16 protein-coding genes are annotated in these 19,748 nt (G+C 65.4%); 8 read left to right on the forward strand and 8 right to left on the reverse strand.

The window, feature by feature from the left end:
• Positions 1-10: 10 nt before the first annotated feature.
• From K8374_RS14015 to K8374_RS14030, 4 genes are all read left to right on the forward strand, one after another.
• The gene (locus tag K8374_RS14015) at positions 11-355 is read left to right on the forward strand and encodes a hypothetical protein (protein ID WP_224456056.1); all 345 of its coding nucleotides are present in this window, start codon (positions 11-13) and stop codon (positions 353-355) included.
• 222 nt (positions 356-577) lie between these two features.
• Positions 578-985: a DUF2946 family protein gene (locus tag K8374_RS14020; protein ID WP_224456057.1), complete on the forward strand. Its 408-nt coding sequence runs from the start codon at positions 578-580 to the stop codon at positions 983-985.
• Between the two features lie 56 nt (positions 986-1,041).
• Positions 1,042-3,192: a TonB-dependent receptor gene (locus tag K8374_RS14025; RefSeq protein WP_224456058.1), complete on the forward strand. Its 2,151-nt coding sequence runs from the start codon at positions 1,042-1,044 to the stop codon at positions 3,190-3,192.
• A 191-nt stretch (positions 3,193-3,383) separates the two neighbouring features.
• Positions 3,384-4,706 carry an MFS transporter gene (locus K8374_RS14030; RefSeq protein WP_224456059.1) on the forward strand — a complete coding sequence of 441 codons (1,323 nt, stop codon included), beginning with the start codon at positions 3,384-3,386 and terminating at the stop codon, positions 4,704-4,706.
• 92 nt (positions 4,707-4,798) lie between these two features.
• Here the strand turns inward: K8374_RS14030 and K8374_RS14035 are convergent, their stop codons facing one another.
• The 5 genes from K8374_RS14035 to K8374_RS14055 all read right to left on the reverse strand — a co-directional run bounded on the left by K8374_RS14035 (position 4,799) and on the right by K8374_RS14055 (position 11,496).
• Positions 4,799-7,945 (reverse strand): efflux RND transporter permease subunit, encoded by a 3,147-nt coding sequence (locus tag K8374_RS14035; RefSeq protein ID WP_224456060.1) that lies wholly within the window; start codon positions 7,943-7,945, stop codon positions 4,799-4,801.
• 15 nt (positions 7,946-7,960) lie between these two features.
• Positions 7,961-9,166 carry an efflux RND transporter periplasmic adaptor subunit gene (locus K8374_RS14040; RefSeq protein ID WP_224456061.1) on the reverse strand — a complete coding sequence of 402 codons (1,206 nt, stop codon included), beginning with the start codon at positions 9,164-9,166 and terminating at the stop codon, positions 7,961-7,963.
• 55 nt (positions 9,167-9,221) lie between these two features.
• Positions 9,222-10,397, reverse strand: a complete 1,176-nt coding sequence (locus K8374_RS14045; RefSeq protein WP_224456062.1) for a TolC family protein — start codon at positions 10,395-10,397, stop codon at positions 9,222-9,224.
• A 306-nt stretch (positions 10,398-10,703) separates the two neighbouring features.
• A complete protein-coding gene (locus tag K8374_RS14050; protein ID WP_224456063.1) occupies positions 10,704-11,234 on the reverse strand; it encodes a thioredoxin family protein in 531 nt (176 codons plus the stop codon).
• Complete coding sequence (locus tag K8374_RS14055; RefSeq protein WP_224456064.1) at positions 11,224-11,496, reverse strand: DUF2790 domain-containing protein; 273 nt, start codon at positions 11,494-11,496, stop codon at positions 11,224-11,226. The genes K8374_RS14050 and K8374_RS14055 overlap by 11 nt, the downstream gene beginning before the upstream one ends.
• Positions 11,497-11,706: 210 nt before the next feature.
• Between K8374_RS14055 and K8374_RS14060 the strand changes: the two genes are divergently transcribed.
• From K8374_RS14060 to K8374_RS14070, 3 genes are all read left to right on the forward strand, one after another.
• Positions 11,707-12,447 carry a response regulator gene (locus K8374_RS14060; RefSeq protein WP_196143056.1) on the forward strand — a complete coding sequence of 247 codons (741 nt, stop codon included), beginning with the start codon at positions 11,707-11,709 and terminating at the stop codon, positions 12,445-12,447.
• A complete protein-coding gene (locus tag K8374_RS14065) occupies positions 12,444-13,730 on the forward strand; it encodes an ATP-binding protein (RefSeq protein ID WP_224456065.1) in 1,287 nt (428 codons plus the stop codon). The genes K8374_RS14060 and K8374_RS14065 overlap by 4 nt, the downstream gene beginning before the upstream one ends.
• Before the next feature lie 157 nt (positions 13,731-13,887).
• Entirely contained in the window at positions 13,888-14,397 is a 510-nt protein-coding gene (locus tag K8374_RS14070) for a DoxX family protein (protein ID WP_224456066.1), read from the forward strand.
• Here the strand turns inward: K8374_RS14070 and pssA are convergent.
• Complete coding sequence (gene pssA, locus K8374_RS14075; RefSeq protein ID WP_224456067.1) at positions 14,381-15,709, reverse strand: CDP-diacylglycerol--serine O-phosphatidyltransferase; 1,329 nt, start codon at positions 15,707-15,709, stop codon at positions 14,381-14,383. The two genes, K8374_RS14070 and pssA, sit on opposite strands and share 17 nt — an antisense overlap.
• Positions 15,710-15,877: 168 nt before the next feature.
• On the opposite strand from pssA, the gene K8374_RS14080 reads away from it, so the two are divergent.
• The gene (locus tag K8374_RS14080) at positions 15,878-16,876 is read left to right on the forward strand and encodes a GlxA family transcriptional regulator (protein ID WP_196143060.1); all 999 of its coding nucleotides are present in this window, start codon (positions 15,878-15,880) and stop codon (positions 16,874-16,876) included.
• A gap of 159 nt (positions 16,877-17,035) precedes the next feature.
• Here the strand turns inward: K8374_RS14080 and K8374_RS14085 are convergent, their stop codons facing one another.
• Together K8374_RS14085 and K8374_RS14090 are read right to left on the reverse strand one after the other, a co-directional pair.
• Entirely contained in the window at positions 17,036-18,364 is a 1,329-nt protein-coding gene (locus tag K8374_RS14085) for an MFS transporter (RefSeq protein WP_196143061.1), read from the reverse strand.
• A 153-nt stretch (positions 18,365-18,517) separates the two neighbouring features.
• Entirely contained in the window at positions 18,518-19,729 is a 1,212-nt protein-coding gene (locus tag K8374_RS14090; protein ID WP_196143062.1) for a M24 family metallopeptidase, read from the reverse strand.
• Between the last annotated feature and the right edge of the window lie 19 nt (positions 19,730-19,748).

The following is a 19,748-nucleotide window of genomic DNA, read 5'->3' on the forward strand; positions in this document are numbered from 1 at the left end:
GAGATCCCCGATGAAACACACACGTGTCCTTTCCCTGGGCCTGGCTCTCAGCCTGGGCGTCGGCGCCTCCCTGGCGCTGGCAGCGAACGAGCCGAACACCCAGCGCATCCCGAGCGAACAGGTACCCGGCACCGGCACCATCGACCGTGACGGGGGGCCGATGGGCGCCGGCACGCGGGGCGACGGTCTGGGCATCGGTACCGGCACCGATGCCAACGACACCGACAACACCGGCGGCGACGGCACCGCCCACGGCAAGCCCGGAGAGACAGGGCCCGGCACTGGCAACAGTGGCGACCTGGATGACTCCGGCAGCCCAGGTGGCGGCGCCCCGCGCAACGACGATTCGCTCTAGGCGGCCCTGCATCGAAGCCGCATGCCAAGGGCTGCGCCCTTGATCGCGGCACAAGACCGCTCTCATAGAACAACGCATAACTCATTGATTTGACAAGGCCTGTAGGAGCGGCGGTGCGGCGGTCCGACTTGTCCCGTGATTAGGCCCACCGGCATCGCTGCGACATTCCACCGCACCTGCGCGTTATACCGCTCATCCACTCGAATGGTAGATTCGCCAACCATGAACACCTCCCGCCAGACACGTTCGCTGACTGCCTGGGCGCTCTATGCCAGCGTCCTGTTCAGCCTATTGTTGTGCGGCTTGCATCATGGCCAGATGAGCGGCCTGCGCCTGGCCGGGCTGGAGGGCGGTTTCTGTTCGCTTTCCAGCGACCACGGCCCGGCCATCGACCTGGGCGACAGCAGCAACGACCAGCACATGGCCCAGCTCGATTGCCCGGTGTGCTCATCCTTCGCCCTGGCCGTACCGCTGGCCAGCCACGGCTGGGCGCTCTTCCGGGCCCGGGGCAACACGCCCTCACCCATCGCCGCACGCAGTTGGGCGCAGCCGCCGCCACGCTACCTGCGCCCCGCCCTCAACCCCCGCGCCTCTCCCATCGCCTTCCCCGCAGCAGCGACCTTCGCCTGACGCCAGCCGTGCGCGCTGGTGGTCAGCCATGACCTTTGCGTGGAAGCCCTGACAACATGATTCGCAAGACCTCCCTGGTGCTCCTGATGGGCACCTGCAGCTACGCCTGGGCGGGTACCGCCCCTATCGAACTGACCGCCACCACCGTCGATGGCGAACGCCAGGCGCCCACCGGCGTTCAGCTGGACGAGCCGATTCGCACCGGTTCCCGGCTCGGCTTGACCGCCCGAGAAACCCCGGCCTCGGTGAGCGTTTCGGACCGCCGTGTGATCGAGGAGCGCGGCGCCAAGGACACCCAGGATGTGATCAACGCCATGACCGGCGTCAATGCCTCGGCCAATCCCGGCTATGGCGGCTACGTGGCCTACCGCGGCTTTACCCAGAATCAGGTCACCCAGCTCTACAACGGCATCAACCTGGGCTACAGCAGCGCTACCCGCCCTGTGGACGCCTGGGCCATCGACCGGGTCGAGCTGCTTGGCGGGCCCTCGTCGTTCCTGCATGGCGCCGGTGCCGTGGGCGGGTCGATCAACTACATTACCAAGCTGGCCAGCCGCGACGAGCAGATCGTCGATGCACGGGTGCGCTATGGCAGCTACGACGACTCGGAAGTCGCCTTCGGCATCAACCAGGCCCTGGCCGGCAACCCGGCCGAGGCCCGGCATTTCGCCCGCCTGGACTTCAGCCGTGGCCACGGCAATGGCTATGTCGATCGTAACGAGCGCTGGACCGACAGCCTGGCCTTCTCGCTGCTCAGCGACCTGTCGCCCACCCTGACCCATACCTTGGCCCTGGAGTACCAAGAGGACAAGGAAGACAGCCCCTACTGGGGCGCGCCGATCCTGCCGGGGCGCAGCACCATGAAGATCGACCGGCACCGGCGCTTCGAGAACTACAACGTCGCCGACGGCCGCTACGAACAGCGCGTGCGCTGGCTGCGCTCGATCCTGGATTACCAGGTCAGCGACAGTACCCGCGTGCAGAACACCCTGTACCACTACAATGCCCAGCGCGACTACCGCAACCTGGAGCGCTACGCCTACAACGACGCCGGCAATGTCGTGCGCTCCGGCCCCTACCTGCAGCGCCACGAACAGCGGGTACTGGGCGACCGTATCGAACTGCGCCACGACCACGCGCTGTTCGGCCTGGCCAGCCAATGGGCGCTGGGCCTGGACTATTCGCGCATGCGCCAGACGCTCTACCCTACGTCCGGCAACTGGAGCGATGTAGTCGACCCGGACCACTTCGACCCCGGTAGCTTCGAGGACATCCCTGGCGTGAACAATGGCCTGAGCAAGCAACGCCACCACGAAGTGACCAACCGCGCCCTGTTCACTGAAAACCGCCTGCAGCTCACCGAGCGCCTGGCCCTGCTGACTGGCTTGCGCTACGACTACCTGGACATGCAGGTGCACAACTATGGCCCGGTCTCGGCCACCAGCCCGGCCTACTTCGAACGCCGCTGGGAGCCCCTGAGTGGGCGTGTCGGCCTGACCTACGCCTTGACGCCGTCGGCCAGCATATACCTGCAATACAGTACCGCCGCCGATCTGCCGGCCGGCGCCCTGGCGTCTGCCACCTACTCCAACGTGGGTTTGTTCGACCTGTCCAAAGGCGAGCAGTGGGAAGCGGGCAGCAAGTTCGACTTCCTCGACGGGCGCGGCGCGGCGACGCTGGCGGTGTACCAGATCGTGCGCAAGGACTTCGCGGTGCGCGACGCCAACGACCCCAACGTGACCGTCCAGGCGGGCCAGCAGACTTCGCGCGGCATCGAAGTGTCCGGCCGGCTGCAGGTCACGCCGAGGCTACTGGCCGAGGCCAACTATGCCTATGTCGATGCCAAGTACGATGATTTCAACGAAGCGGTCGGCGGCGAATCGGTATCGCGCAAGGGCAATACCCCGGTCAACGTCCCGGCCAACGTCGCCAACCTGTGGCTCACCTACGCCCTCACTCCGGCCTGGGCCGCGGGGATGGATGTGCGCTATGTGGACTCCGTATACGCGGACAATGCCAATACGCTCCAAGCCCCTGCCTATACCCTGTTCGGTGTGTTCACCCGCTATCGCCTGGACGAACACACCGCGATCACCGCACGGGTGCGTAACCTGACCGATGAGCTGTATGCCAAGCAGGCGTATGGCACGCAGTACTACATGGGCGCACCGCGCACGTTCGAGGTGGCGATGGACCTGCGGTTCTAGTGAGGTGTTTCAGAAACACCGCAGAACAGGTGGGGCTTGCCCCGCGACAGGGCCAGATCAGGTATCCCGATGTCGTCCATGAAAAAGCGCCTCGCCCCACCTGCCGCTCTACTGGGCCTCATAACAACGATGCCGCGGCCCGACCGCGGCACTTTCGTCCAGGCTGCCCATGAAGACCGGAGAACACCCCCATGCCCATACCCCATGAGGTATCCCCCGCCACCCTGCGCCGGGTGATCGCCGCCTCGGCCATTGGCAACTTCGTCGAATGGTTCGACTTCGCCGTCTATGGTTTCCTCGCCACGCTGATCGCCAGCCTGTTCTTCACCGGCGAGGATTCGAGCATCGCCCTGCTCAAGACCTTCGCGGTGTTCGCCGTGGCGTTCGCCCTGCGCCCGTTGGGCGGCATCGTGTTCGGCGCCTTGGGCGATCGTCTGGGACGCAAGCGCATCCTGTCGCTGACGATCCTGCTGATGGCCGGCTCCACGACCCTGATCGGCCTGCTGCCGACCTACGCCAGCATCGGCCTGGCAGCGCCCTTGCTGCTGACCCTGGCCCGGTGCCTGCAGGGCTTTTCGGCCGGTGGCGAATATGCCGGTGCCTGCGCCTACCTGATGGAGCATGCGCCCCAGGACAAACGCGCCTTCTACGGCAGCTTCGTGCCGGTGTCGACCTTTTCGGCCTTCGCCTGTGCAGCGGTGATCGCCTATGCCCTGGAAGCCAGCCTGACGCCCGAGGCGATGAGCAGCTGGGGTTGGCGGGTTCCCTTCCTGATCGCGGCACCGCTGGGGCTGGTGGGCCTATACCTGCGCTGGCGCATGGAGGAAACCCCAGCCTTCCGCGAGGCCATGGCTGAGGGCAAGGAACATAGTCATTCGCCGCTCAAGGACACCCTGCGCCATCACGGCCGGGCAATCCGCAACCTAGGGGCTTTCATTTCCCTGACCGCGCTGTCGTTCTACATGTTCACCACCTATTTCTCCACCTACCTGCAGATGGTCGGCAACCTGACCCGTGCCCAGTCGCTGCTGGTGTCCACCGTGGCGCTGCTGGTGGCTGCCGTCGGCTGCCCCCTGGCCGGTGCGTTCTCCGACCGCGTCGGACGGCGCAAGACCATTGGCTTTACCTGCCTGTGGGTGATGGTGGCGGTGTTTCCGGCCTACTGGCTGGCCAGCTCGGGGTCGATGTCAGGCGCCTTGCTGGGGGTGATCCTGTTGGCGATCGGCGCCTTGCTCAGCGGCGTGGTCACCGCCGCGCTGCTCTCGGAAAGCTTCCCGACCCGCACCCGCTACACCGCCTCGGCGATCACCTACAACGTGGCCTACACCCTATTCGGAGGCACCGCACCGCTGGTGGCGACCTGGCTGATCAGCCAGACCGGCAGCAGCCTGGCGCCAGCGTTCTATCTGGTGGCGATCGCCCTGGTGGCGTTGCTCGGTGGCTTGGCACTGCCGGAGACCTCGCGGATTTCGTTGCATGAGGAAATCGGTGAGCGTCAGGCTGAAGCGACGTAGACCCAAGGCCCCTATCGCTGGCAAGCCGGCTCTCATAGAACGTGTGGGAGCGGGCTTGTCCCGCGATAGGCTGCAAAGCAGCCCTACGGCCTTCAACCAGGCTCCCCCTCCTCCCGCTGGTGTGCCCATTGGTACAGCGCCGGCAGTACCAACAATGTCAACGCGGTGGACGAAAGGATCCCCCCGATCACCACGGTCGCCAGCGGTCGCTGCACCTCCGCCCCAGTACCGGTGGCCAGCGCCATGGGAATGAACCCCAACGACGCCACCAACGCCGTCATCAGCACCGGCCGCAACCGGGTCAGCGCCCCTTCCTCGATGGCCGCGCCCAGCGACCGGCCCTCCTCGCGCAGGTTGCGGATGAAGGCGATCATCACCAAGCCATTGAGCACCGCCACCCCAGACAACGCGATGAAACCGACCCCGGCGGAGATCGACAGCGGGATATCCCGCAGCCACAGCGCCAGCACCCCGCCGGTCAGGGCGAACGGGATGCCGGTGAACACCAGCAGGCCATCCTTGAGGTTGTTGAACATCATCAGCAGCAACGCCATCACCAGCAGCAGCGCCACCGGCACCACCACCTGCAAGCGCTCGGCGGCCGACTGCAGTTGCTCGAACTGGCCGCCCCAGCGCGTCCAATAGCCCGGCGGCACCTGCACCTGGTCGATCAAGGCCTGCCCGGCCTCTTCGACGAACGACCCCAGGTCGCGCCCACGCACGTTGGCACTGACCACCACCACCCGCTTGCCATCCTCACGACTGACCTGGTTCGGGCCCAGTTGCAGGTTGAGCGTGGCCACCTGGGACAGCGGGATGAAACCGATCTGCGTTGCCCCTGCCGCTGCGCCGGCCGGCACCGGGATGAGCAGGTTCGAAAGCCCGTCGACATCGGTACGCAGGGTCTCGGGCAGGCGCACCACCATGTCGAAACGCCGGTCGCCTTCGTACAGGGTACCGGCCGTTCGGCCGCCGACGGCAATGGCGATGGCATCTTGCACATCACCGATGTTCAAGCCATGGCGGGCGGCCTTGTCGCGGTCGATATCGATGGTCAGCACCGGCAGCCCGGTAGTCTGCTCGACCTTCACCTCCGAAGCCCCCGGCACCTGTTGCAAGGTGGCGGCGATCTGCGCGGCGGTGCGGTTGAGCGTTGCCATGTCGTCACCGAACACCTTCACCGCCACATCGCTGCGCACGCCGGAAATCAGCTCGTTGAAACGCAGCTGGATCGGCTGGGACAACTCGTAGTTGCTGCCCGGTACGCTGGCCGCCGCGCGCTGCACCTCGGCGATCAGCGCTTCGCGCGGCTTGCCCGGGTCGGCCCATTGCTCGCGCGGTTTGAGCATCACATAGGCATCGGAGATGTTCGGCGGCATCGGGTCGGAAGCGATCTCAGCGGTACCCGTGCGAGCGAATACCCGCTCCACCTCGGGCACCTGGGCGATGATGGCCGTTTCCAGCTGTTGCTGCATCTGCACCGACTGGCTCAGGCTGGTACCTGGCACGCGTAGGGCCTGCAGGGCGAAGTCGCCTTCGCTGAGGCTGGGAATGAATTCGCTGCCCATACGGCTGGCCAGCACGCCCGACAACAGCACCAGGGTTGCTGCCCCGGCGAACGCCAAGTTGCGATGGCCCAGCACCCAGCCCAATACCGGTGCGTAGCGCTGGCGTGCGGTACGCATCACCACGCCCTCTTCTTCCTTGACCTTGCCGGTGACGAACAGCGCGATGGCCGCCGGGACGAAGGTGACCGACAAAATCATCGCACCCAGCAAGGCGATCACCACGGTGAAGGCCATGGGGTGGAACATCTTGCCTTCGACACCGGTCAGGGCAAAGATCGGCAGGTACACGACCATGATGATCAACTGGCCATAGACCAAGGGCCTGCGCGCCTCGCGAGCAGCGGCGAACACTTCGTGAAAGCGCTCGCTGCGGGTCAGCATGCGCCCATGGCGCTGCTGCGCATGGGCCAACCGGCGGATGGCGTTCTCGACGATCACAACTGCGCCATCGACGATGATGCCGAAGTCCAGGGCTCCCAGGCTCATCAAGTTGGCGCTGACCTTGTTGCTGAACATTCCGGTGAAGGTGAACAGCATCGACAGCGGGATGACCATGGCCGTGATCAATGCCGCACGGATATTGCCCAGGAACAGGAACAGCACGGCAATCACCAGGATCGCGCCCTCCACCAGGTTCTTCTTCACCGTGGCGATGGCCTTTTCAACCAGGTTGGTGCGGTCGTACACCGTCACGGCTACCACCCCCTTGGGCAGGCTGCGGTTGACCTCGGCGAGCTTGGCGGCCACGGCCTGGGACACCGTGCGGCTGTTTTCGCCGATCAGCATGAACACCGTGCCCAGCACCACCTCGCGGCCATTCTCGGTGGCCGCGCCCGAACGCAGCTCCTGGCCCAGCCCGACCCGGGCGACATGGCTGACCCGGATGGGCGCGCCATCGGCACTGGAGATGACGATGCTGGCGATATCCTGGGCCGACGCCACCTGGCCCGGAGCGCGAATCAGCAGTTGCTCGCCGTTGCGCTCGATGTAGCCGGCCCCCACGTTGGCGTTGTTGCGCTCCAGGGCGCCGATCAGGTCATTGAGCGTGAGCTTGTAGGCCGCCAGGCGCTTGGGGTCTGGCGCAATCAGGTACTGCTTGGCATGTCCACCGATGGTGTTGACCTCCGCCACGCCGGGCACGTTGCGCAATTGCGGCTTGATGATCCAGTCCTGGATCACCCGCAAGTCAGTGGTGGTGTAGGGCGTACCGTCCTCCTTGAGTGCCCCCGGCTCGGCCTCGACGGTCCATAGGAAGATCTCGCCCAGGCCCGTGGAAATCGGCCCCATGGCCGCCTCGATGCCCTCAGGCAGCTGCTCGCGGGCCACTTGCAGGCGCTCGTTCACCAGCTGCCGGGCGAAAAATATATCGGTGCCGTCATCGAAGATGACCGTCACCTGGGACAAGCCCGAGCGCGACAACGAACGGGTCTGCTTGAGCCCAGGCAGGCCGGCCATGGCCGTCTCGATGGCGAAGGTGATGCGCTGCTCGGTTTCCAGCGGCGAATAGCCGGGCGCGGCGGTGTTGATCTGCACCTGGACGTTGGTGATGTCCGGTACCGCGTCGATGGGCAGTTTCTGGTAGCTGTTGATGCCCACGGCGGCCATCAGCACCACCGCGAGCATGACCACCAGGCGCTGCTCGATGGCGAATTGGATCAGGCGTTCGAACATGGATACGTTCCTGGGTCAGTGGCTGTGCTCGGCCGAGCCCTTGCCGAGCTCGGACTTGAGGACGAAGCTGCCGGCGGCCGCCACCTGGGTGCCGGCGGCCAGCCCTTCGGTGATTTCCACCTGGCCGGCATCGCGCCGGCCGGTCTTGACCGGGCGGGCCTCGAAGCCCTCCTCGGTGCGGGCGAAGACCACCGTCTGCGCTTCCCAGGTCTGCAGGGCCGCTTCCGGCACCACCACCGCGGCGTCGAAGCGCTCGATGTTCACCGCGATCGTCACGAACAACCCCGGGCGCCAGGCGCCGTCAGGGTTGGCCAGAGTGGCTCGGGCGGTGGCGGCGCGGTTCTGCTCGCCGAGCAGGTTGCCGACATAGTTGACCTTGCCTTGTACTTCGGCTCCCAGGTCTGGTGCACTGACGGTCACGTTCCGCCCGGTGGTCACCCGGCCCAGGTCGCCAGGCGTGACGGCGAAGGTCGCCCATACCCGGCTGAGGTCCGAGAGGGTGAAGGCATTGCTGGTTTCATCGACCACCTCACCTACGGTCAGGTGCTTTTCCACCACCACTGCATCGAACGGTGCGCGCAGTTCATAGCGGTTGCCGGCCCCTGCCGGCGCCACGGCAGCGACTTTCTGCCGGGCGTTGGCCAGGGCGATCTCGGCTTCCTGCAACGCCTGGCGAGCTTGCAGGTAGTCCTGCTCGGCGCTGATGCGCTCCTGCCACAACTGTTGTTCGCGCTTGAAGGTCAGCCGCGCCAGCTCCAGGCGCCGTTGAGCGGCCTGTTGTTCGCTGCGCAACTCGGAGATCTGCTGGCTGGCAATCACCGCCAGTACCTGGCCGCGCTTGACCGCCTGGCCCAGTTCGGCCTGCACCGCTTCGACCACCCCAGGCACCCTTGGCACCACATGGGCGGTATGGTCTTCGTCAAAGCGGATTTCGCCTGGGAAGCTGATGGCGGTGCCCAATGTCATTGGTCCGGCAGCGACCAACTGCACGCCAGCGGCTTCGATCTGGGCGGCGCTAAGGTGCAGGCTACCCTCCTCGCCCTCCTCGCCCTCCTCGCCATGGCCGTGGCCGTGGCCGTCATCCTGCTTGCCATCATGGGCGTGGGCCTGTTCGCCATGGTCATCGCGGACGTTGCCAGCGGTATTGGTCCAGGCCAGGCCGCCAAGGCCGAACACGGCGAAGGCGGCAGCCAGGAGGGCTATCTTGCGGGTGTTGTTCATCATTACTCCTGAAAAGACGGGCAGCTCTGGGTTCCGGGGCCGCTGTGCGGCCCAATCAGAACCCCTCACCCAGATCGCCATAGATACGTTCCACCTGCGCCCTGGCATCGGTGGCCGAGGCCAGGGCGTCCAGGTACAGTCCGCGCGCCTCGATCAGCGTGCGCTGGGCATCGAGCACGTCGAGGAAGCCGAACTTGCCCATTTCGAACCCTCGCGTGGCGGTGTCGACCGCCTGCTGGGCCGACGGCAGGATGGTGCGGTCGTAGGCCTGCACCTCCTCCATGGCGGCGGCCCACTGGCTGACGGCGCTACGGGTGTCGCTGCGCAGGCGCAGTTCGACGGCGTTGCGCAGGTCGCGGGCCTGGTCGGCACGCCGGGCGGCAGCCAGCACGTTGCCCTGGTTGCGATCGAACAAAGGCAGCGGCATCGACAGGCCAACCACGTTCACCCGTTCGCGGTCTTCGCGGCTGTACTGGCTGCCCAGGCTCACAGTGAGGTTGGGTATGCGCAGGGCCTTCTCCGAGCCCAGAGCCGCCTCGCCCCGCTGGATCTGGGCCTCGGCCAGGCGCCATTCGGCGGTTCGCGCAACCTTGTCGAGCAAGGCCTCGGCGCGGGGCGCAGGCCCTGGCGACAGGTGGCTGGCATCGAGGCGGTCGAAGGAGGCCAACGGGTTTCCGGTCAGGCGCGCCAGGGCCTGGTAGGCGACCGTACGCTGGGACTCGGCACGGCGCACCTGGGCACGTGCCTGGGCCAACTGCACCTGGGCACGGGTGACCTCGACCGGTGAGGACTGGCCGGCCTTGACCCGCCCCTGAACCACCTGCAGGCCGCGCTCGGTCAAGGCCTGGGACTGCTGCGCCAGCTCCAGCGCGGTCTGCGCCCGCAGAGCGGCATGGAAGGCCTGGACCACATCGGCGCGCAGGCCGTTGCGCTGGCGCTCGAGTTCGAGCTGCGCCACGCTCTGGCCGGCGCTGGCCAGCTCGGTCCGGGCGCCACGCTTGCCGCCGAGCTCCAGCGCCTGGCTGAGGGTCACGGTGGTGGTGCTGGTGTCGCGGCGGGTGTCTTCGACCTCCCAGGACAGTTCAGGGTTGGGGATCAGCCCGGCCTGGCGCCGCTCGCCCTCGGCGATACCGATTTCACGGCCAGCGGCGGCCAGTTCGGGGTTCTGGGCGAAGGCGGCGTCGAGCGCCTGGGGCAGGCTCAAGCCTTGCGCTGCCTGTAGCTGCGGCATGACAAGCAAAGCCAATAGCAGGCCAAACAAGGCAGCATTGCGGGGTGTGGCACGGTTGCACGGCACGGTGAGGTCCTCGTCGACAAGCGTCGGAAAGCTTGGCGAGGGACTCTAGAGCGGGGCGCTTATCGTCGCGGTGGCATGAACATTACAATTCTGAAAGAAAGCGCCAGGCTGATCAGGTGGCTGCTCCAGCCCAATCGCAGGACAAGCCCCACACAGGATCGCGTAACTCCGGGCTTACGCGATCCTGTGTAGGGCTTGTCCCGCGATTACAGTCGAAAGGCCGCCGCCTACCCGACGAGGTCATTCCGCCAGCAGTGCCTGGATCACGCGCTCCTGCCCGGCATAGTCACCCTCACCGAAATGCACATGCCGCACCTGCCCCTGGCGATCGACGAAATAGTGCGCAGGCCAGAACTGGTTACCCCAGGCGTTCCAGACCCGGTAGTCGTTGTCCACCGCGACCGGGTAGCCGATGCCGAGCCTGGCCACCTTCTCGCGCAGGGTACCCAGGTCATGCTCATAGTCGTACTCCGGGGTGTGCACCCCTACCACCACCAAGCCCTGGTCGGCGTAGCGCCGGGCCCAGTCATTGACGTGAGGCAGGCTGCGCTGGCAGTTCACGCAGTCCCAGGTCCAGAAATCCACCAGCACCACCTTGCCCTTGAGGGCGGCATCGTCCAACGGCGGCGAATTGAGCCATTGGCTGGCACCGGCCAGCGAGGGCATGGGTTTCTCCCTGCCCTGGGCTGCCAGGTAGCCCGCCAGGCCAAGCCCCAGCAGGCCCAACACCCACCCAGCAACCTTCAGCCGCCGGCGTCGGTCAGTTGTCATGGCAGCCTCCGGTGGCGTAAGTACGATACTCCAGGCTTTGTCTACGGCCATTGGAATCGAGGTAGTCCATGCGGGTATTCACCACGCCGCAGGCATTGCTCTGGTCATCCTTGATCAACAGCACTTTCTGCACGTCCAGCCGGTCGCCATAGCGATACTGCATCACGCTGTCGCTCATCGGTTCGCTGTTGGCCTGGGCGGAAATGGCGGCAACGCCGAACAACGCGAACAGGGCTGCATTGGCAAAAGTCTTGAAGGTCATGGCATCTCTCCTGTGCAAATGGGGAGTGGGTTCCCCGGTCGAGAGCCATTACAGGCCTGCTGGGTATCGCGGATGTGTCTGCACAGGGACAGGTGTGCATGTTCCTGTATCGCTGCCATAGGCAGATACACTGCAATACAAACCCCGGCAGGCAAGCACTGCGACGCTCGGTACACTTGCCTGCATCTTTATTCGTACAGGAACCCTGCGATGGAACACGTCGATCACATCCTGATCGTCGACGACGACCGCGAGATTCGCGAACTGGTCGGCAACTACCTGAAGAAGAACGGCCTGCGTACCAGCATCGTTGCCGATGGCCGGCAGATGCGTGCCTTCCTGGAGAACAATACCGTCGACCTGGTGGTGCTCGACATCATGATGCCGGGCGACGACGGCCTGCTGCTGTGCCGCGAACTGCGCGCCGGCAAGCACCGCAACACCCCGGTGCTGATGTTGACCGCCCGCAACGACGAGACCGACCGCATCATCGGCCTCGAGATGGGCGCCGACGACTATCTGACCAAACCCTTCTCGGCCCGTGAGCTGCTGGCCCGGATCAACGCCGTGCTGCGCCGTACCCGCATGCTGCCGCCGAACCTGACTATCAGCGAAAGCAGCCGGCTGATCGGCTTCGGCCAATGGCGGCTGGACACCACAGCCCGCCACCTGCTCGACAGCGACGGCACGCTGGTGGCCCTGAGCGGCGCCGAATACCGCCTGCTGCGGGTGTTCCTCGACCACCCGCAGCGGGTGCTCAGCCGCGAGCAATTGCTCAACCTCACCCAGGGCCGTGAAGCGGACATCTTCGACCGCTCCATCGACCTGCTGGTCAGCCGCCTGCGCCAGCGCCTGGGCGACGACGCCCGCGAGCCCAACTGCATCAAGACCGTGCGCAGCGAAGGCTATGTGTTCTCCCTGCCCGTGCAATTGCTCGAGTCACCCGCATGAGGTGGCCGCGTACCCTGGCGTCGCGCCTGGCCCTGATCTTCCTCACCGGCTTGGTGCTGGCCTATGGCCTGTCGTTCAGCCTGCAGTTCTACGAGCGCTATGTCAGCAGCCGCTCGATGATGCTGAGCAACCTGGAGCAGGACGTCGCCACGTCGGTGGCCATCCTCGATCGCCTGCCGGCCGAGGAGCGTGCCGCCTGGCTGCCCCGTCTGCAGCGCCACAGCTACCGCTACCAGTTGGGTCAGGGCCTCGGCGGCCAGGCCATGCCCAGCGAAGACCCGCCCATGGCCGCCGAGTCCATCGTCAAGGCGATCGGCCGAGACTACCGCCTGACTTTCCTCGAGATCCCAGGCCCTACTCCGCATTTCCAGGTACACCTGCGCCTGGCCGACGGCGCCCCCCTGACCCTCGACGTCACGCCTTCCGGCGTGCCGGTGGCCAAGTGGCTACCCGTGGTGCTGTTGATCCAGCTGGCGGTGTTGTTGGTCTGCACCTGGCTCGCAGTGCGCCTGGCCATCCGCCCCCTGACCCGCCTGGCCCAGGCAGTGGACGACCTGGACCCGGACAAGCCAGGCCCGCAACTGGACGAAAGCGGCCCACGGGAGGTGCGCTATGCCGCCGTGGCGTTCAATGCACTACAGGCTCGCATCACCGCCTACCTCAAAGAACGCATGCAACTGCTGGCGGCCATCTCCCATGACCTGCAAACTCCCATCACGCGCATGAAACTGCGTGTCGAGGTCATGGACGATGGCACGGAGAAGGACAAGCTGTGGAGCGACCTGACGGCCATGGAGCACCTGGTGCGCGAAGGCGTTGCCTATGCCCGCAGCATGGACAGCAGCACCGAGGCGCCCTGCCGCATCAAGCTCGATGCCTTCCTCGACAGCCTGGTCTTCGATTACCAGGACAGCGGCGCCAAGGTCGAGCGCCTGGGTGCCACCGATGTCACCCTCCACACCCGCCCCCACGCCCTGCGCCGGGTGCTGGTGAACCTGGTGGACAACGCGCTGAAGTTCGCAGGTGCCGCGCAGCTTGAGGTGGAACACACCGGGAACGGCACCTTGATCCGTGTGCTCGACGAAGGGCCTGGCATTCCCGCCGATGAGCTGGCCGAAGTGCTCAAACCGTTCTACAGGGTGGAAGGTTCCCGCAACCGCAGCACCGGAGGTACCGGTCTGGGGCTGGCGATCGCTCAGCAACTGACCCAGGCCATGGGAGGGCAACTGACCTTGACCAACCGCGCCGGCGGCGGGCTGTGCGCGCAGATCGAGCTCAAATGACGTGGGGGCCGCCTCCCGGCCCCGGCTTCGACTACACGCCGATACATAACGCCACTGCCCTGGACACACTGCAGATACCCTCGCCGCACACACTCCTTGTCACACCTCGAGCCCCCAGGGCTCGAGTTCTCCAACCTGCTGACAAGAGAGCCTGACCATGAACGCATTGCCCCGCGCCTTTAACGCCCTGGATCGCCTCGGTACCTGGAGCGCCGACCTGCCCCTGCGCCTGTTCCTGGCCTGGGAGTTCTTCGAATCGGGTATCGAGAAATTCAACGGCGCCAACTGGTTCACTGATCTGCAAGCGAGTTTTCCCTTCCCCTTCAACCTATTGCCAGCCAATGTGAACTGGCAGCTCTCGCTGTGGGCTGAATTGATCTGCCCGCTGTTGCTGCTGCTCGGCCTGGGCACGCGCCTGGCCTCGGCCGTGCTGATGGTGGTGACGGTGGTGGCCATTGCCGCGGTGCACTGGCCGGCGCAGTGGTCGAGCCTGGCCGAGCTTGCCCAGGGCTATGCGATTACCAACCAGGGCTACGGCAACTTCAAGCTGCCGGTCATCTATCTGGTGGCCTTGCTGCCACTGTTGCTCAAAGGGGCCGGCCGCCTGAGCCTGGATCACTGGCTGCGCGGCCGGTTCCAGCCATTGAGCGTCAGAGCACCCGCCTGATCAATGGCTCGAGGCGGCTGTAGCGCAGCCGCCGCAGCAGCTTGAGCACTTCGCGCGGGTGTTCGCCAGCCTCGCCCAGCTCCTCGGCCGACGACAGCCGGGGGGCGTGCCGACGGATCCTTTCGAGTTCGGCCTCACGGGGGGCGAGCCACTGTCCCTGGGGGTCATCGATCAACAGGCCGTTCTCAAGGTCCAGATTGAACCCACGGGGATTGAGGTTGTTGCCGGTGAGCAAGCTGTAGCGTTCGTCGATCCACACGCCCTTGGCATGGAAGGTGTGCCCCGGATCGTTCCAGATCCGCACCTGCAGCTGGCCGCTGGCAATGGCGGCCTGGCGCCGATGGGCGAAGGCGCGCAGGTTGTCCTCGTACAGATAGGGCAAGGCGGCGCTGGCGGTGAAGGGTTGCCCGGGGGCGACGTAGAAATCGTTGGCGGCTCGGTGACCGATGATCATCTCCACCGTCACCCCACGGGCCAGCGCCCGGTCGATCTCGGCGATCAGTACACGAGGCGGGTTGAAGTACGGTGTGCTGAGCACGATCTGCGAACACGCAGCCGCAAGCAGCGCGCACACGCTGCGGTTGAGCGGATTGCCTCGGCCGATGCCCAACAGAGGGATCACCCGCAGCCCTTCCCGGGCCGGAGCCACGGGCAGGTCGTAGGCCATGTGCCTCAAACGCGCACGCAGCCGGCGAATCGCACCACGCAGGCGTTTGGTCGTCGGCGGTGCAGGCAAGTCCAGGCGCGGTGTCGCGGTACTTGCCAGTATCTGCCGCACCAGGCCGGCCATGGCGTCAGCCAAGCCGGCATTGTGGAACAGGTGGTATCGATCCAGCCGGTAGCGGTCGAAGCGGTGTAGGTAGACGTTGTTCAGGCTCGCCCCGGTGTACAGCACTTGGTCATCGATGATGCTGCCTTTGAGGTGCAGCACGCCGAACAGCTCGCGGGTCTGTACCGGCACACCATGGATGACCACATCAAGGCCTCGGCGTTGACGCTGGGCCTGGTACCACGCCGCGTTGCCCGGTTGCCGGCCCGCCCCCAGCAAGCCGCGCCGGGCCCGGAACCAGTCGACGACGACGAGAACCTCCAGCGCTGGTCGCGCCGCCTTGGCCTGGTACAAGGCGTCGAGCACTTCTTGGCCGGCCTCGTCCTCTTGCAAGTACAGGGCGACGATGACAATACGTTGGGTGGCGCTGGCAATCAGCTCAAGCAAGCGAGTGCGGTAGCTCGCCGCATCGGGCAACACCTCGATGGCACCGGGGGCCAGGGCGAAGCCCTCCTGGGGTACCGGCACGGATTTACGGTTCAAGCGGTCGTCTCCTGTGCAAAAGGGGCTCCGGGTCGTGGGCATTCCGGCCCCTGTCATCCGGGTGTACTATCGGGCCGGCCACGGCATAAACAACAAGAGTTCCTCAAGGCTGGTTTTTTCTTATAGCCCGGAAACAACGACGCCTCAGCTTGCACAGGTAAATCGCACATGGTCCAACCCTGCTCTGCGCAGCCTGCCTCCCCGCTCCCCCCACCCAGGACATTCGGCTTTCTGGTACAACCCAACTTCACCACCATCGGCCTGGCCTCGGCGGTCGAGACCCTGCGCATGGCCAACCTGGCCGCCTGCCGCCCGTTGTTTCGCACCGTAGTCGTCGCCGCCACGCCGGAACCTGTGACCGCCAGCAACGGCATGCGCGTGCTGCCTGACCATGGCATCGCTGACGCACCCGCACTGGATGCCCTGTTCGTGGTAGGTGCCAACCCCATTGCCAACGACCGTGACAGCCGCCTGCTGATCGACTGGTTGCGACAACTTGCCCGTCAGCGGGTGCCCCTGGGTGGCATATGCACGGGCAGCTACCTGCTGGCGCGGGCGCAGTTGCTCAAAGGCTATCGCTGCACCATCCACTGGGAAGACATCGAAGCGCTCAAGGAGCGTTTCCCCGGCATCGTCATCTCCAATCAACTGTACGAGCTGGACCGCGACCGCTACACCTGCTCCGGCGGCGTGGCCGCCATGGACATGATGTTGCAATTGGTCGCCCGCCTGCCCGATGGCCAAGCCATCGCCGCCAAGGCGGCCGAGCTGTTGCTGTGCGACCGGGTGCGTGGCGAGCGTGACCGCCAGCGGGTGCCACTGCGCACCCGGCTCGGCAATGCCCAACCCAAGCTGAGCCAGGTGGTGGCGATCATGGAAGCCAACCTGGAAGAACCCCTGGGGCTGGAAGAGCTGGCAACCCTCAACGAGGTGACGGTGCGCCAACTGGAGCGGCTGTTTCACAAGTACCTGCAGCGCACCCCCAGCCAGTACTACCTGGAGCTACGTCTGTCACGGGCGCGGGAGATGCTGCTGCGCAGCGACGCCCAGGTGCGGGAAATCGCCCTGGCCTGTGGCTTTACCTCGCCTGCGCATTTTTCCAAGAGCTACAGCCGGTTCTTTGGCCTGTCACCGCTCGGAGAGCGGCGACAGGCGTCGTTGCACTGACGGGTTGCTAACGAAGGTAGGGTTCACATCGAACAAGGTTTCCCGGCGGCACCTGGCACCGGCTCCGCCGATGTTCGCAGGTGAACCCGCTCCCACAGGTTCTGGATTGCTCGCAAACACGCCATCCTACCGGTTGGGAGCGGTGGGCGCTCTGCGCGGTCAGTCCTGCAGCGCCCGATGCGCCGTTTCCCGGCAGGCCAGCATGGCCACTAGTGCCACCACCGCAGCGACCAGCAGGTAGCCCGCCGGGGCCAGCTTGTTGCCAGTGACCTGGATCAGCCAGGTGGCAATGAACGGCGCGGTGCCACCGAACAGCGCGTTGGCGATGTTGAAGCTCAAGGCAAACCCGCTGAAACGCACACGTGTGGGAAAAATCTCCGCCAGCAAGCAGGGCAAGGTGCCGTCGTTCATCGCCAGCATCGCACCGAACAGGATCTGGATCGCCAGGATCACCAACAGCGGCTGATGGTCGAGCAAACTGAACAGCGGCACCGTCAGCCCCAGAAACAGCAGCGAGGCGACCACCAGCATGGGCTTGCGACCAAAGCGGTCCGACAAGCGCCCCATCAGGAAGATCAACCCGATGTAGGTTGCCAGCGACACCGTCGAGGCAATGAACGAGTCACCCTCGCTCATGCCCATTTCGTTGGACAGGTAAGTCGGCATGTAGCTGAGCAGCAGGTAGAAGGCGACCGCATTCAGGCAGGTCACGCCAATGCCGATCAACACGCTGCGCCGGTGCAGGGTCAGCAGTTCGCGGATCGGTGTGGCGCCCGCGCAGCCCTTGCTTTCCAGGCGCTGCTCCATCTCCAGGAACTTGGGCGTGTCCTGCAGGCTCATGCGGATATAGCGCCCCACCAGGCCGAACGGTGCAGCCAGCAAAAACGGCAGGCGCCACCCCCAGCTGTGCAAGGCCTCGGTGCTGAGCAGCGCATGCAGGCTGGCAACGAACGCGGCGCCGAACAGCAACCCAGCGGCGGTACTGGCCGGCACGATGCTGGTGTACAGCCCGCGACGGCCTGCTGGCGCGTATTCGGCCAGAAACGCCGAAGCCCCGGCATACTCGCCCGACGCGGAAAAACCCTGTACGAGGCGAATCAGAAGCAAGAGGCACGGCGCCCACAGGCCGATCTGCGCATGGCTGGGCAGTATGCCGATGCAAAACGTCGACACCGACATGATCAGGATCGACCACGACAGCGCGTTGCGTCGCCCGTAGCGGTCGCCGAAATGCCCCCAGACCACCCCACCCAGCGGTCGGACGATGAAGGACAAGGCAAACACCGCAAAGGTGGCCAGCAAGCCGGTGGTCTTGTCGGCATCGGGGAAGAACGTGGCAGCGATGATGGTGGCCAGGTAGCCATAGGCGGCATAGTCGAACCATTCGACGAAGTTGCCCATGAAACTGGCTCGCGCAGCCTTGCGCAGCGCCTGGCGTTCGGCGTCCTGTGCCGGGAGGTCAAGGTGACGGGCGCTCATGGTGATCATCGCGCACCTCCCTGGGCGGGCAGCAAACGAGATTTCGGCACAACGGAATGACGCTGGGACATGACGGATACCCTCTGTTCTTGTAATTGGCGGCAGGGTCGAGCGGTCACTGGCGGGAAGGTCGCGGGGCTGGCCCGCGACCGTGCCCGAGGGTCACTTGCGGATGATGTTGTGCTCCGGCCCGTAGGGGAAATGGGTGATGTTCTCGGCACCGTGCTCGTTGACGATCAGGATGTCGTGCTCACGGTAGCCGCCCGCGCCGGGATGCCCTTCGGGCAGCATGATCATCGGCTCGATCGACACCACCATGCCTGGCTCGAGCACGGTGTCGATGTCCTCGCGCAGCTCCAGCCCCGCTTCGCGGCCGTAGTAATGGCTCAGGGTGCCGAAGGAGTGGCCGTAACCGAAGGTGCGGTACTGCAGCAGGTCATGGCGAAGGAAGATCTCGTTCAGCTCGCGGGCGATGTCGCAGCAGCGGATGCCGGGACGTACCAGCTTCAAGCCCGCTTCGTGCACCTCGACGTTGGCTTGCCACAGGCGCAGGTACTCGTCCGGGCAGTGGTCGAGGAACAAGGTGCGCTCCAGCGCGGTGTAGTAACCGGCGATCATCGGGAAGCAGTTGAGGCTGAGGATCTCGCCCTTGCTCACCTTGCGGCTGGTGACCGGGTTATGTGCGCCATCGGTATTGAGCCCGGACTGGAACCAGGTCCAGGTATCCATCAGCTCGGCGTCAGGGAAGCTGCGGGCGATCTCACGCACCATTGCCTGGGTGGCATGCAATGCCACCTCGTACTCAGGCACCTGATCGCGCAAGGCCTCGACCACTGCCGCGCCACCGATGTCGGCGACACGCGCACCCTGACGGATCAATGCCTGCTCTTCGGCGGACTTGATCATGCGCATGCGCATGCAAGGCGCGCCGATGTCGACCAACTCGGCCTTGGGATAACAGGCAGCGAGCTTGGCATGATTCTGTAGATTGAGATGGTCATGCTCCACGCCGATGCGCGAGGCCAGCGGCAGGGCCTGCTGGATGGCGACGAAGAAGTTGTCGCGCTGCCAGTCGGTGTAGACGATGTTGTCGGTGCCGACCGTCCGCCGCCAGGGTTGGCCGCCATCGATGTTGGCGCTGATCGAGACCACCTTGTCCTGGGTGACCACCAGCGCATAGGGGCGCCCGAACGAGCAGTAGAGGAAGTCGCTGTAGTAGTTGACGTTGTGGTACGAGGTGAAAATCGCCGCCTCGATGTCATGCTCGGCCATGTAAGCGCGCAGGCGGGCCTGGCGGGCAGCGTACTCCTGAGCGGAGAACGTGGGTTTGACTTTCTCGCCGTTGCGGATTTTCAGGGTCTTGGGCATTTGCATGGTGGGTTTCCTTGTCGTT

The sequence above is a fragment of the Pseudomonas sp. p1(2021b) genome (genome assembly GCF_020151015.1).
GTDB lineage: Bacteria > Pseudomonadota > Gammaproteobacteria > Pseudomonadales > Pseudomonadaceae > Aquipseudomonas > Aquipseudomonas putida_K.